This window comes from Methanovulcanius yangii, from assembly GCF_018687785.1.
GTDB lineage: Archaea > Halobacteriota > Methanomicrobia > Methanomicrobiales > Methanomicrobiaceae > Methanovulcanius > Methanovulcanius yangii.
Genome location: NZ_LTBL01000001.1, coordinates 157,576 through 171,416, shown reverse-complemented (window position 1 = coordinate 171,416; position 13,841 = coordinate 157,576). Strand labels below are relative to the sequence as shown.

Sequence of the window (13,841 nt, the reverse complement as noted above, 5' to 3'; positions counted from 1 at the left end):
CAGCCGTGAACTCCTCTTTCGGGGACAAACGGAGGATGGAGAGTAAAAAAAAAGAGGGGTTATTTGTCGTCTGCCAGTTTTTTGATCTGGGCCTGCATTATCAGCCCGAGGATGATCAGCACGACCCCAAAGGCCACGCCGAAGATACCGAGCGTCCAGATGAGGGCCGCGGTTGCCATCAGGGGCGTCATCACGAGGAAGAACCCAAGGATGATGAAGATGATGCCCGAGAGGAAGAGGAGGATCCGGTACCACTTGAACTCCGTTGCCGTCAGCGCCAGCCAGAGGTGACTGAACCCCGTGACAAAGGCCCAGAGTGCAAGGAGAATGGCGATGGTCAGCCCCAACACCTCGATGTTCATCAGGGCGAGAATCCCGATGATGATCCCGATACTACCGAGAATCACCATCAGTGCCTTCGTCGACCCCTTGTCGTTGCCGACAAATCCCTGGATTACCACCGACAGACTGTAGAGGATAATGATGCCTCCAAGGAAGAATGCCAGAAACCCGAGGACGAACCCCGGGAAGAAAACCGCAATCAGCCCGAAGATGATGCCCAACAGCCCCTGCAGGACGAAGACCCACCAGGCGGCATGAATCAGCTCATCTTCCGTGACCACGATTAAATCGTCATCAATAGATTCCATGGCGCCAATTATAGACATCAAGATATATAAATCCCCCTACAATTTTCTGAATTACTGGATGATACTGCCCGATATTCCCTATTATTCCATATTTTTGCCCCTATGAGTTTTCCAACGACATATCAGGGAAATGAAGTATTCCGGGCGGCAAACGATGAATTAATGTACTCATGAAGGGAGAACTTAATCAGGAGAGTTTTTTAAGCGTGCAGGAGGAGGTTTCATGGCATATGGTCGCCGGATTCGGCGGCCACATCAAGGCAACGGGAACGACGCTCTCGGTGCTCCTGAAGGGTGAATACCAGGAGTATCCTCTCGAGAGTGTACGGCACCTCCTCCTCGTAGGGGGGCACAATATCCATACCGCCGCCATCACCCGCCTGCTCCGGCAGGGCTCGTCCATATCGTTCTTCGACATGGACGGGACCCCGGTGGGCATCCTGAATCCCTTCGGGGAGGACCCCATTTCCCACGTGAGAAAACTGCAGCATGAACGGCCGCCGCACGGCTTCGCCCGTGACATTGCGGTTGCCACGCTGCGTTCACGGCTCCTCATGATCGAGCGGACGAGCGAAGCACTGGGGACAGACCTCTTTTACGAGGGCGAACAGGCGCTTCTCATCGGCATCCTTGAGGACCTCGACTACCTGATCAAGATGGACGAACTGCGCCGTATCCACCGGCTCGCGGGTGACATGTACTACGAGATCATGTCCCGGAGTCTGCGGCCGGAACTTGGATTCCGTCGTCGGACATCCCGGCCCCACCAGGACCCGGTCAATGCGATGCTCTCGCTGGGGTATGCGATGCTCTTCGGCAACACGATCATTCCGCTCATCGGCGCCCGGCTCGACCCGGACCACGGGTTCCTCCGCGAGGGGGAGCGGTCGCTTGTCATTGACATGATCGACCCCCTGAAGGCCGGGATGATCGATGAAGTCGTCTTCTCGATTGCCCGGGAGGGGCTCATCGACGGGCGGTTCGAGGTGAGCACCCGTCGCTGCCACCTGAACGATGAGGTGATCCGTGCATTGGGCAGTGCAATCAAGGAGTCCATCGAACAGGAACTCATCGACCAGAACGTGCTTGCCCTCTGCCGTGCCATCCGGGGAGAACAGAACCTCAGAATTCTCTATTAATTTATATTCCGCCCCGCTCGACGGAGAATGTGGCATACTCGACATACTCCCGGGGAGTGACCACCACATCGCGGACGACGGCGCGTGGACAGCCGTACAGGGACGAGATGAATTTTTCCAGAATAATGTCTTCGCCGGAGGCCACGATCCGGACCCTGCCGTCCGGAAGGTTCATCACCTCCCCTCCGACCGTCAGCGAGACGGCAAGTTTCCTGACGCATGCCCGAAACCCGACTCTCTGCACCTGTCCGGATACAATGACTTCGACGGTCTTCATGACGGGCTCTTCGGGTGACTTGTCGGGTGCAGGCGCCTCCATATAACCAAACGTTGTGTGATCGCTTCTATAAATATGCCATGATTTTCATGGCGGAAAAAAAGTGGCCCTTACCGGTAGGCAATGAGAATTACGCCGAGTTCCTTTTCAAGGGCCTGGATCTTTGCAATCGATGCATCCGTCAGCTCTGCAATGGGGTGATCCTTTGCATAGGCCACCATGATCACGCCAAGATTCTGCTCGCAGTCCTTTACCTGCCGAAGCTGGGTATCCGTCAGATGTGCTATCTCCGTCATTTCGTCACCTTCAGCGCCCTATTGGAAACAGGGATATTTAATGGTAATCGCCCCGGACCATCGGGGAGGAGGAAAACCGGTTGCCTGATGATCGGCAGGAAAAGCCGCCGGGCGGCCTCTTCCCTCCCCGAACCCCAAACGAACAACTAATCACGTTGGGTACCCTACCTCCTGATAGTACCATGGCTGAACGTGAGGAGACAGACCGTCTGTTACAGGTCATACAAACCGGCAATGTCCACGAACGCCGCAGTGCCTCGGACGCACTTGCGGCAATGGGGAAGGATGCCGTCGAACCGATCGTCCGTGCGCTCCTGCGGGAGACGAACAACGATATCCGCTGGTACCTCTCCCGGGCACTCGCGAAAATCGGCGAACCGGCGGTCGACGACCTCGTCGCGGTCCTGACTGCAGAGGATGATCGCGACACCAGGCGATACGTGGCGGCGGCCCTCGGCGCCATCGGGGAGCCGGCAATGGATCCGCTGATTGGTCTTCTCGCCGATGACGACCCGGAATTGCGGGGATATGCGGCCCTTGCCATCGGGCGCATCGGCGAACCGGCAATCCCGAAACTCCTTGAGCTGATCAAAAACTCGGAGGGGATCGTCAACCGCTGTGCGGTAATGACCCTCTACAAAATGGGCGAAGTCGGCCCCGAGGCCCTCGCCGAATACCTGAACGAATAATTTTTTTTAGAGGCCGATGAGGGCTCCGGCCGGATATTTTTTCACCACATCCGCAATCCCGAGGCCCCCCACATACTTCATCAGCTCCTCGTGATCGCGTTCGTAGTACATGTGCGCCGAGACGGAGGTGTGCGAATACCACCCGACGGGAAGGCCGAGGGCGTCTGCGATGTGTTTCTGGAGGTGCACGAGGGCATACATGTTCGCCCCCAGTGCGGAGAGCATGTCGTTGGAGCGGAACTCGACGTGCATGTTGAGGCCGCCGTCGCGGACGAAGCACTGCAGGCGCTGGAGGCAGGGGGGATTTGCCGAGGGCTCGTCGAGTTCAGGGTGCCAGGTGATCGCAAGGGCACGCCTTGAGGAGGGTTCGTCCCGGAGCTTTTCCACGATCCATGCGATCTGATCGAGGCCCTTCCCGTCGCCGTTCCCCCGCAGGACCCCGTCGTCGCCCCGTACGGGATAGTCGAAGAGGCGGTCGTGGTAGGTGTAGACGAACTCATTCTCCGTGCCGAAAAGGAGGTCGTGGACATACTGCCCCATCATCTTCTCCCCGAACATGTTGCAGGGGCTGATCATGTAGTCGGCAAAGGGCTCGTTCACCTGGATGGAGAAGGGTTCGGGGAGTTCGAGCGTCTTCTCCCCGTCCTCGGTCACCACTTCGACACCATATCTGAGAATTGCCTTAATCACTTCCTCATGCGCCTTACCCAGGCAGTATGCACGGACATTCAACATCGCTTTTCACCTCTCCGGTCGCTTCCCGGGCAGTGCATCCGGCCATTGCTGGCGGTCGCATCCCCGGGCGTCATACCAAAGTTCTCACCCTGAAGAATGATTAATGATGTGATGTGGGTGCACTCCTGACAAGGGTTAATGCCTCGTACGCGAGATTATTGAACCATGCAGGCGTCACCGGAGATGGAGGCCTATTTTGCCTCACTGAATGAGGAGCTGGAACGCGCCATCAGGGTCGCCGGGGCCGCCCGCACGAAGGGGGTCGACCCGCGGTGCGAGGTGGAGATCCCGGTCGCATCCGACCTTGCCGACCGCGTGGAGGCGCTCCTCGGTTACGAGGGGGTGGCCGCCCGGCTGCGTGAGCTGGGGGAGCAGATGTCCCGGGAAGAGGTGGCACTGCGCATCGGTGACGACTTTATCGCGAAGATGTTCGGGGAGGAGACGCGGGAGGAGATCCTCGATCATGCCATCCGCACCTCGATGGCGCTCCTGACCGAAGGGGTGGTGGCGGCGCCGACCGAGGGCATCGGGCGCGTCGGCGTCGGGAGAAACGACGACGGCACGGAGTACCTGAAGATCTACTATGCAGGGCCCATCCGGAGTGCGGGCGGAACGGCGCAGGCGCTCTCCGTTCTCGTGGGCGACTACGTGAGAAAGGGACTGGGGATGAACCGGTACATCCCCCGCGACGACGAGGTCGAACGCTACGTGGAGGAGGTCAAGAAATACAACAATATCATGAGCCTCCAGTACCTCCCGAGCGATGCCGAACTCCGGACGATCATCCGGGAGTGCCCGGTCTGTATCGAGGGGGAGCCGACCGAGCAGGTGGAGGTGTCGGCCTACCGGAACCTCGAGCGGATCGAGACGAACACGGTCCGGGGCGGCATGGCCCTCGTCGTCGCGGAGGGTCTCGCCCTCAAGGCCCCGAAGATCCAGAAGAACGTGCGCAAGGTGGGCATCGAGGGCTGGGACTGGCTCGATGACCTCATCGCAGGGGTCTCATCCAAGTCCTCCGACGACGACGAGGAGGAGGAGAAGGAGAAGAAGCCCGGCGTCAAGCCGAAGGACAAGTACATCCGTGACCTCATCGGCGGGCGTCCGGTCTTCTCGTACCCGATGCGGCCGGGGGGCTTTCGGCTCCGCTACGGCCGCTCCCGGAACACAGGATTTGCATCCGCAGGGTTCAACCCCGCGACGCTGCACCTGCTGGGGGACTTTCTCGCCGTCGGAACCCAGATGAAGGTGGAGCGGCCCGGAAAGGCCGCAGGCGTCGTGCCGGTCGACACGATCGAGGGGCCGACGGTGAAGCTCCTGAATGGCGACGTCCTCCGGGCGGACACGATCGAAGAGGCCCTGCCTCTCATGGGGAAGGTGGACGAGATCCTCGACGTCGGCGAGATGCTCGTTTCGTACGGCGAATTTCTCGAGAACAACCACGTGCTGATGCCCGGCTCCTACTGCGAAGAGTGGTGGCTCCTCGAAGGGGGCACCCATACGCCCGCGGACGAGATGGAGGCGATCGCGATGGCGCTTGACGGCGCCTACCTCCACCCGCAGTACATGTACATGTGGGACGACCTGCCGGTGGCGGACATAAAGGAGCTCGCCAAGTTCGTGGCCAAGCACGGGACCTTTGCGGACGGGGCCCTCACCATACCTGCCGAGGGACGGGGCAAGGAGATCCTCGAGACCCTCCTCGTCCCGCATACGGTCAGGGATGGCAGGGTGGCGGTGGCAACACCCCGCGTCGTCCTCGCCTGTCTCGGACTCACGCAGGATTTGTCCTTCTCGAGCCGGTGGGAGGATGCGCCGAAGGATGATGCGTTCGCCCTTGTCCAGTACCTCGCCGGGATGAAGATGCGCTCGAAGGGCGGCATCCGCATCGGCGGGCGGATGGGTCGGCCGGGCAAGTCGAAGGCACGGGAGATGCGGCCCCCGCCCCACGCCCTCTTTCCGGTCGGTGATGAGGGGGGCTCCCGGCGGTCGTTCCAGGAGGTCGCCAAGGCGAAGGGGAATTCCGCGGGAGGCACGATCACGGCGGATATCGGGCGCCGCCGGTGCCCCTCATGCGGCGAGGAGACCTACAAGAACGCCTGTCCGGCCTGCGGGACGCACACGACGGCCGTCTTTACCTGCCCGCGGTGCAACCGGACGCTTGAGACCGACACCTGCCCGGCCTGCGGGGCGGAGGGGGTCTGCCTCCAGACGATCACAATCCCGGTCAAGGAGGAGTATGCGGCCGCCTGCGCCTCCATCGGGATGCGGGAGAACGAGCTCAAGCTGGTGAAGGGCGTCAAGGGCCTCATCTCGAAGGAGCGGACGATAGAGCCGCTGGAGAAGGGCCTCCTCCGGGCGAAAAACGAACTCTACGTCTTCAAGGACGGGACCATCCGGTACGACATGATCGATCTCCCGCTCACCCACTTCCGCCCCCGTGAGGTGGGCACCCCGGTCGAACGGCTCCTCGAGCTCGGGTATCTCCGCGACGTCTACGGGGCGCCGCTGGAGTCCGCGGATCAGGTACTCGAACTGAAGGCACAGGACATCCTCGTCTCGGAAGACTGCGGCAACTGGCTCGTCCGGGTGGCGAAGTTCGTCGACGAGTCATTGGAGAAGATCTACGGCCTTCCGCCATATTATCAGGTGGAGCGCCCGTCTGACCTCGTGGGGCAATTGTTGATGGGCCTTGCCCCGCACACCTCGGCGGGGGTCTTGGCCCGGCTGATCGGGTATTCGAAGGCCCATGTGGGCTACGCCCATCCCTTCTTCCACGCAGCAAAACGGCGCAACTGCTTTGCGGCCGACACGATGATTCAGGTCTACGACGGCTCGGAGTGGCGGGAGCTTCCCATCGGCCACTTCGTCGTCGAGAACTTCGACCTCGACCGGCCGGAACTCGACCGGGTGGGGACCTACTACTCGGACCCGAAGGCGCCCTTCTGGGTGCACGCGATCGACACGACGGGGCGGGTGCGGCTGCGCCGGGTGACGTCGGTCTCGGTTCACCGGGCGCCCGCGACCCTCATCCGGTTCGAGACGACGCGGGGGAAGTCGTTGACGGTGACGGCGGACCACGCGATGGTGGTGACCGAGCTTGCGTACCTGAGAAAGATCACGGCGATGGAGGTGAAGGAGGGCGACTGCGTCCCGACCTTCGACGGCCGGATGGTGATCAACGATACGATAGCGAAGCGTGAGGTGGTAGAGAACCTCGGGGAGTATGTCTACTGCCTGACGGTGGACGAGGACCATACGCTTGCGGCGAACGGGATCTTCACCGGCCAGTGCGACGGGGACGAGGACTGCGTGATGCTCCTGATGGACGGCCTTCTGAACTTCTCGAAGTCCTTCCTGCCGGAGACCCGCGGCGGGTCGATGGACGCCCCGCTGGTCTTGACCTCCACCCTCGACCCGTCGGAGGTCGACAAGGAGTCGCACAACGTGGATGCCTGCCCCTCGTACCCGCTGGAGTTCTACCTCGCAACGCTCACCTACACCCACCCCAAAGATCTCGACAAGCTCATCGACCACGTGGAAAACCGCCTCGGGACGCCGGCGCAGTACGAGGGGATCATGTTCACGCACGACACCTCCGACATCTCGGCGGGGCCGCTGGAGTCGACCTACACGAAACTCACCACGATGCTCGAGAAGCTCGACGCGGAGCTCGACCTCGCAAAGTCCATCCGGGCGGTCGACGAGTCGGACGTGGCCGAGCGGGTGCTCAATACGCACTTCATCCGCGACCTGCAGGGCAACCTGAACGCGTTTTCCAAACAGAAGATGCGGTGCACGAAGTGCAACACGAAGTACCGCCGCATGACGATGTCGGGCAAGTGCAACAAGTGCGGCGGCAACATCATCCAGACCGTCCACGAGGGGTCGGTGAAGAAGTATCTCGAGATGTCGCTGAATATCTGCGAGGAGTACGACATCTCCGAGTATACCCGGCAGCGGGTGGAGATGCTCGACATGTACATCCTCTCGACCTTCGGCAAGGAGAAGGAAACCCAGCTGGGGCTCGCGGACTTTATGTGAATGGTGCCGGGTTTCCCCACCCGTTCACCAAAAAAATTTATTCTGTTTTTCCTCTTCGAAGGGCGAGTGCCGCAAGGGCACCGAGTGCCGCGATCCCAAAGCCGGGCGTGGGGGTCGGTTCGGGGGTGTCGGTCATGGTGACGGTATTCTCCTCTGTTGCGAGGACGACGTGGGAGTTTTGGAAGAGTTTGGATTCGACCCAGACGACGCGGTTTCCGTCAACTGCCGGGAAGGCGACATCGCCGTCGATGGCAAGAAGGGTCGGGTCGTCACCTCCGGGCGTCGTGATGATGACATCCGAGGTGGAGATGCCGGTTGCGAGCACCCAGCCGATGGTGGTGCCGTCGGTGAAGGGGGAGTCGAAGGTCGCGGCAAGCTCGGTTTTTGTTTCTGTCTCTTCGACGAGGCCCTTCGTCGGGCTGAGAAGTTCGGTGGTGTTCGTCGATATGGTGTAGAGGGAGAGGGTGGTGGTTTCATCTCTCTTCTTTCCGTCTTCGGTCAGGGTGCGGGTGGTATAGAGGACATAGTCGCCGCCCATCGCGAAGTCGTCGACCATCGCGTGGGCGGTGTTCGTCTGGACAGCCGGTGCGATGACCGTCGTTACGTTTGCGATGATGTCGTAGAGGGTGAGGTCGCCGGTGTCCGCGTCCTGGTAGGCGATGGTGTCGCCGTCGAGGACGACCGCGGCGGCGTCGAGGACGCGGAGATGGAGGAGGTCCTTTGCGGCCCCTTCGCTGATGTCATAGAGGACGAGGGAAGCGGTCCAGGAGTCTTCCGGGTATTCGCCCCAGACGATGGTGTCCCCGGAGACCTTGGGCCACTCGGCGGTGGGTGACGAGTAGACCTCTTTCGTGGTGCCTTCGCTCACGGAGGAGAGGTAGATGGTGTTGAGGAGGTTTGCTGTCTCGTTCTCATCGAGGAGGAGCTGCGGTTCGTCGAACCAGACGACGTGGTCGCCGTCGAGGTTTGCGCCGGTGAGGGTCATCTTCTCGGTCGAATTCGCGATGACGGTGGTCTTTCCGGTATAGGCATCGCAGAGGAGGATGCCCCGCGGCGTGGAGGAGTTGATTGCGTCGCCCCATGCGACGGAATAGACGATGGTCCTCTCGGAGACGTCCGCCGCGATGGGTTCCGGCGTGGTGCCGGAGATGGTTTCGACGGTCCAGTTCCCCGCTGCCGCCGCAGGGGCGCAGAGGAGAAGGCAGACGGCGAGGATGAGCCATCCGCTTCTACGGGATATTTTGGGTATGGTGACCTGCATGGTGAAGTATCGCCGTAGCCTCCTTTAAAGGAAGCGATAAATTCGAACTATTTCGCAGTTATTTACGGAAATGCGGAGGAGGGAGGTGCGAGCCGTTCGCGGCAGAAGGCGATGATGTCAGCGACGCCGTCGCCTGCGCCCGTGTCGGGATAGATGCAGGCGTCATGCGGGAGGATGGCGATGCCGCCGAAGAGGAGGCCCCACGGGATGGGATCGTCCGGCGTGGAGGCGGAGGGGGCGACCGCAAATCCCTGCAGGGCGTGTGCCGGGAGCTGGGCGAGGTGGGACTCGACGGGGTCGGACCGGCGCTTTGCGGCCGTCGCAAGGGCGCCCATGTTGAGGAGGACGCCGCAGGTGTCGCAGATCCCGGGGGCCTGCTCCTGCATCGTCTGCCAGAACTGGCGGATGTCGGTGCCGGTCTCCAACAGGGAGGGAACGGCGTTTTCGATGACGACCGAGGGGAGGACGCCGCAGGCATCGGCGTAATAGTCCCGGATGAACCGCATGGAGCGGGCGATGGCCGAATACGTGACGCCGTGGGCCTTGCCGGGGTGGATGCGGATGATGTCGGCCGGGCGGCCGAGCTGGTCGGAGATGTAGACGAGCATCTGGACGAACTCGGTGACCCAGACCCGGTCGTCCCACCGGAGCTGGGCGGCGGCGTGGCGACGGCCGTTGCGGTCGGTGTGGGGGAAGGAGCGGTCGGTTTCGAGGACGTAGCGGCAGTCGTCGGGGAGGGACGATTCTTCTTCGTAGAGCATCCGGACCGCCGACGGGGTGAGCATCGCGTGCATGGGAAGGCCCGTCGCCTCCTCCTCGTCCGGGGTTGAGATGAAGCCCGCCGGGACGGAGGCATAGGAACAGCCGCATGCCTGCGCCTCTTCCCACCGGCGCGAGAGGGAGCCCCGCGGGGGGGAGTTCCCGGGGACGGTTGCGGCCGGGCAGACGTAGGAGATGTGTGGCATACCAAATAGAAGGTTGTCGCAGGAGATCAAAAATGAAACGGGTGCCCACGGGGCGGTGGCAGGCTTATTAGGCGGGATGCCCAATAGCAGATCAGTATGGCATCCGGTTCTCCATCGCTTCGGCGCACGCTGAGTCTTCCGGCCGTTACGATCTCGGGAGTCGGCGTGATCCTCGGGGCGGGGATATATGCGTTGATCGGCGAGGCGGCGGTGACGGCGGGCAATGCGCTCTGGGCGTCGTTTATCATGTCGGCCCTGATTGCGTCCTTTACAGGCCTTTCGTACATGGAGCTCTCGTCGCTCTTTCCGGAAGCGAGTGCGGAGTTCGAGTACACTCGCAGCTCGTTCGGGGACCTGCCCGCGTTTGTGATAGGTGTGATGGTCATTCTGTCGGGGATCGTGGGGGCCTCGACGGTGGCGCTCGGCTTTGCCGGGTACCTGAACGGGGCGACGGGGGTGCACCTCCTCGCAGGGGCGCTGCTGCTGATCGTGGGCATCATGGCGGTGCTCCTTGCAGGGATCAAACAGTCGGCGGCCGTTACGATCATCTTCACCCTCATCGAGGCGGGCGGTCTCGTGGGGATCATCGCGATCGGCCTGCCGTACGTAGGCTCGGTCGATTATTTCGAGGCGCCGGGCGGCCTCTCGGGGATATTCGTCGCGGCGGCGCTCATCTTCTTTGCGTACCAGGGCTTCGAGGAGATCGTCAAGCTCTCGGACGAGACGGTCGAGCCGGAGCATACGATACCGAAGGCCCTCATCCTTGCGCTCATCATCACGATCACCCTCTACATCCTCGTCTCCGTCTGCATCGTCTCCATCGGCGGCTGGGAGGCGATCGCCGGCTCCCCCAACCCCTTCGCGGAGGTCGCGGCAGGCGTCTTCCCCGGCGGGTACGCCCTCTTCACGGTAATCGCGCTCTTTGCGACCGCGAACACGGCACTCCTCATGCTCCTTGCCTCCTCCCGCATCCTCTACGGCATGGCCGCGAAGGGCCGCATCCCCGCCCGCATCGGCTGGGTCCACCCCGGCCGCCGGACCCCGTGGGCCGCAATCATCCTCTCCTGCGCCGCCGCAATGCTCTTCCTCCTCCCGGGGAACATCAGAGACGTCGCCCTCATCGCCAACTTCACCCTCTTCATCACGTTTACCGTCATCAACGCAGCGGTGATCGTGCTCCGGTTCACGCGGCCCGACGCGAGAAGGCTCTACCGCGTCCCCATCAATGTGGGCAAAGTCCCCGTCCCCGCCGTCCTCGGCATCGTGACGTGCCTTTTCTTCCTCTTCCAGATCGGGACGACGATCCTCCTCATCGGGGCGGGGCTCGTGGTCGTGGCGCTCGTCATCGGGTGGGTAACAAGGGAGCGGCATTTGGGGCCAGCGTGAGGATCGGATGACAGGGGGAGGCGGGGATGGGAGGCGATAGTTCCCTCATTTTTCGCGGGTCCTCAACTCCGATCAGAATACCTCAAACCAGACCGGTACACCGCGCAACCGGGGACGACCACAAACTACATCCAATCCTGAAATTGAAATGATATATGGAAAACAATCCAGTTTTTACGATTTTTGAATCGCTTCCCAGGCTGGGGGCGGGGGATGATGAGCACACGGCAAAGGCATTTTCATTCATCGCAGAACTGCCGAAAGGAGGTGGTGAGATCCTTGATGTCGGGTGCGGGAAGGGCGTCCAGACGATGGCCCTTGCCCGCCTGTGCCCGTCCTGCAGGATACTCGCAACAGATATTCACCAGCCGTATCTCGATGTGGTGGAGGAAAAAATAGGAGCCGAAGGGTGTTCCGGGAGAGTCACAACGGTCCGTGCATCCATGGACGATCTTCCCTTTGAAGAGGACTCGTTCGACATTATATGGGCTGAAGGATGTGCATCCATCATCGGCATCGAAAACGCCGTCAGGTACTGGAAGACGCTCCTGAAGCAGGGCGGACACATAATGATCTCGGATATACTCTGGTTTACCCGGACTCCCTCGGATGAGGCCCGCGAATTCTTCGCCGAATTCCACCCCGGCATGATGACCGAAGATGAAGTATTTGAGGTCATCCGGGATGCCGGGCTGGAGCTGGTCGGATCCTTCCGGCTCCCGTCACGCGTATGGGAAGAGAGTTTCTACGGGGAACTGAGGAAGAGGTTCGGGGCACTCGAAGAGGAATATGCAGATGATGAGGGCGCCCTGATGGTCATCAATGGGCTGAAGAGGCAGACCGAAATCTTTGACAAATACCACGACGAGTTCGGAAATACCTACTGCATCATGAGAAAACCGGAGTGAAGACTGTCAGATCAGGGAACTTCTCATTTTTTTTTATTTTTGCGTCGTCCCCGTGTCCCGCAGGGAGTGACTCAAGGAATTAAAATACCTAAACACCCTATACTAAAGACGAGCGAGGGTAGCCAAGTGGTCAACGGCGGTGGACTCAAGATCCACTCACGCAGGTGTTCGCGGGTTCGACTCCCTCCCCTCGCATATTCGTTTTTTATTATCAGGCAGACGGGGACTACATAAATGAGTAAATAAATCCAAATTGTGATTGGTAATATTATAAAGTTATAAAATTATTTTAAAAATTCATTGATTACTGAGGCGTCTGTCTCTGGAAACCTCTTGGATACTAATTCAAATATTCTTTTTTGATAGATTCTTTCAATTTCAAATTTATCGGGGACGTCTTCGTTTAGTTTTTGAGGCCGATTGAATAGTGAAAAATCGCCATCTTGATTTTCATAATGAATTGCCCTTCCCTGTCCTAATGCATATACAAATTTTTTAATTCCAATTTTTGGATAATCAAATTCGATATTGTCTGCAATATAATCAATTATCTCTTTCATAGAGGCAGAATTTTCCTTCTTATAAATATCAATAATTTTTTGCGAAAAATCAAGTCGGATCTCATTATTCTGTGGATAACGCAAATGTCGGATGATATAATCTTTTATTTCTAATTCATTCACATCATCCTCCGATATCTTCTCATTCTCTTCAATTTTTGAGATATCCTTAAAAACCGCGAGAGGATGTCCTGTTTTATCATCATCATATAGTTTTTCGATGACATCACCAACGTAGGAATCAATGAATGATTTAAAAGACGAAAATCCGAGATTTTTTTCTGTAAAGGACGGGTCCATCCTTCTCAAACGTTCCTTTAATTGAGATAATAAAATTGGTTCTCCTCCAGGATGGGTTTTACTGAATCGGACCAATAAATTCCGACCAATGAATTTGCTCAAATCTTCTGAGTTTTCAATATCATCCAAATCAATATTTTCTTCCTCATTTAATCCAAGCAAATCCTCCATAGATTTATACTTCGTACAATTCCTTTTGATAGCATTACCAACCGAACTTTCAAACCCAACAATATGCACCTTTTTTCCTTTTTCAATAATACTCCGTACTAAAGGGATGAAATCAGTATCACCAGATCCCAAAATGAATGTATCAACAGGCAAATTTTGTAAGTCACTTAGAACATCTATTGTCATTTGGAGATCCGAGCCATTTTTTCCAATCATACTAGTTTGAGGGAGATGCCGCATTTCAAATCCATGAGTTACAAGCATCCGTTCGTATTTACGAACAATTTGCTGTGACCAGTCGGCATAGGCCCTTTTTACTGTTATATTTCCTCTTCCTGCCGCGTAATCTAATAAAGGCTCAATTTTGAGAGGTTTTTCTAGATCAGGATAGGAATTTTCAGCAGATATTGATAGATTTTCAAAATCGAGATATATTGCAATATTTGGGTCAGACAATTTACCA

General features: G+C 58.5%; 12 protein-coding genes and 1 tRNA gene. 6 read left to right on the top strand and 7 right to left on the bottom strand.

The window, feature by feature from the left end; genetic code table 11:
- Positions 1-59: 59 nt before the first annotated feature.
- Positions 60-650, bottom strand: coding sequence for an HdeD family acid-resistance protein (locus tag AZH53_RS00880; protein ID WP_319641672.1), 591 nt, complete (start codon positions 648-650; stop codon positions 60-62).
- A gap of 206 nt (positions 651-856) precedes the next feature.
- Between AZH53_RS00880 and cas1 the strand changes: the two genes are divergently transcribed.
- A complete protein-coding gene (gene cas1 / locus AZH53_RS00875; RefSeq protein ID WP_319641671.1) occupies positions 857-1,789 on the top strand; it encodes a CRISPR-associated endonuclease Cas1 in 933 nt (310 codons plus the stop codon).
- 1 nt (position 1,790) lies between these two features.
- On the opposite strand, the gene AZH53_RS00870 is transcribed toward cas1, so the two are convergent.
- Both AZH53_RS00870 and AZH53_RS00865 read right to left on the bottom strand, forming a co-directional pair.
- Entirely contained in the window at positions 1,791-2,108 is a 318-nt protein-coding gene (locus AZH53_RS00870) for an acylphosphatase (protein ID WP_319641670.1), read from the bottom strand.
- Between the two features lie 68 nt (positions 2,109-2,176).
- On the bottom strand, positions 2,177-2,362 hold the full coding sequence (locus AZH53_RS00865; RefSeq protein ID WP_319641669.1) for a hypothetical protein: 186 nt from the start codon (positions 2,360-2,362) through the stop codon (positions 2,177-2,179).
- A 182-nt stretch (positions 2,363-2,544) separates the two neighbouring features.
- Between AZH53_RS00865 and AZH53_RS00860 the strand changes: the two genes are divergently transcribed.
- On the top strand, positions 2,545-3,051 hold the full coding sequence (locus AZH53_RS00860; RefSeq protein WP_319641668.1) for a HEAT repeat domain-containing protein: 507 nt from the start codon (positions 2,545-2,547) through the stop codon (positions 3,049-3,051).
- A 6-nt stretch (positions 3,052-3,057) separates the two neighbouring features.
- Here the strand turns inward: AZH53_RS00860 and AZH53_RS00855 are convergent, their stop codons facing one another.
- Complete coding sequence (locus AZH53_RS00855; RefSeq protein ID WP_319641667.1) at positions 3,058-3,786, bottom strand: thymidylate synthase; 729 nt, start codon at positions 3,784-3,786, stop codon at positions 3,058-3,060.
- A 165-nt stretch (positions 3,787-3,951) separates the two neighbouring features.
- On the opposite strand from AZH53_RS00855, the gene AZH53_RS00850 reads away from it, so the two are divergent.
- Positions 3,952-7,827, top strand: a complete 3,876-nt coding sequence (locus tag AZH53_RS00850; protein WP_319641666.1) for a DNA-directed DNA polymerase II large subunit — start codon at positions 3,952-3,954, stop codon at positions 7,825-7,827.
- 37 nt (positions 7,828-7,864) lie between these two features.
- On the opposite strand, the gene AZH53_RS00845 is transcribed toward AZH53_RS00850, so the two are convergent.
- On the bottom strand, positions 7,865-9,088 hold the full coding sequence (locus AZH53_RS00845; protein WP_319641665.1) for a hypothetical protein: 1,224 nt from the start codon (positions 9,086-9,088) through the stop codon (positions 7,865-7,867).
- Between the two features lie 62 nt (positions 9,089-9,150).
- Entirely contained in the window at positions 9,151-10,053 is a 903-nt protein-coding gene (locus tag AZH53_RS00840; RefSeq protein WP_319641664.1) for a hypothetical protein, read from the bottom strand.
- Positions 10,054-10,149: 96 nt separating this feature from the next.
- Between AZH53_RS00840 and AZH53_RS00835 the strand changes: the two genes are divergently transcribed.
- The 3 genes from AZH53_RS00835 (at position 10,150) to AZH53_RS00825 (ending at position 12,542) form a co-directional block, all read left to right on the top strand.
- Entirely contained in the window at positions 10,150-11,439 is a 1,290-nt protein-coding gene (locus AZH53_RS00835; protein ID WP_319641663.1) for an APC family permease, read from the top strand.
- Positions 11,440-11,594: 155 nt separating this feature from the next.
- Positions 11,595-12,347 carry a class I SAM-dependent methyltransferase gene (locus AZH53_RS00830; RefSeq protein WP_319641662.1) on the top strand — a complete coding sequence of 251 codons (753 nt, stop codon included), beginning with the start codon at positions 11,595-11,597 and terminating at the stop codon, positions 12,345-12,347.
- Positions 12,348-12,459: 112 nt separating this feature from the next.
- Positions 12,460-12,542: transfer RNA gene (locus AZH53_RS00825), tRNA-Leu, on the top strand.
- Positions 12,543-12,631: 89 nt separating this feature from the next.
- Here the strand turns inward: AZH53_RS00825 and AZH53_RS00820 are convergent.
- Positions 12,632-13,834, bottom strand: coding sequence for an NYN domain-containing protein (locus tag AZH53_RS00820; protein WP_319641661.1), 1,203 nt, complete (start codon positions 13,832-13,834; stop codon positions 12,632-12,634).
- Positions 13,835-13,841: the final 7 nt, after the last annotated feature.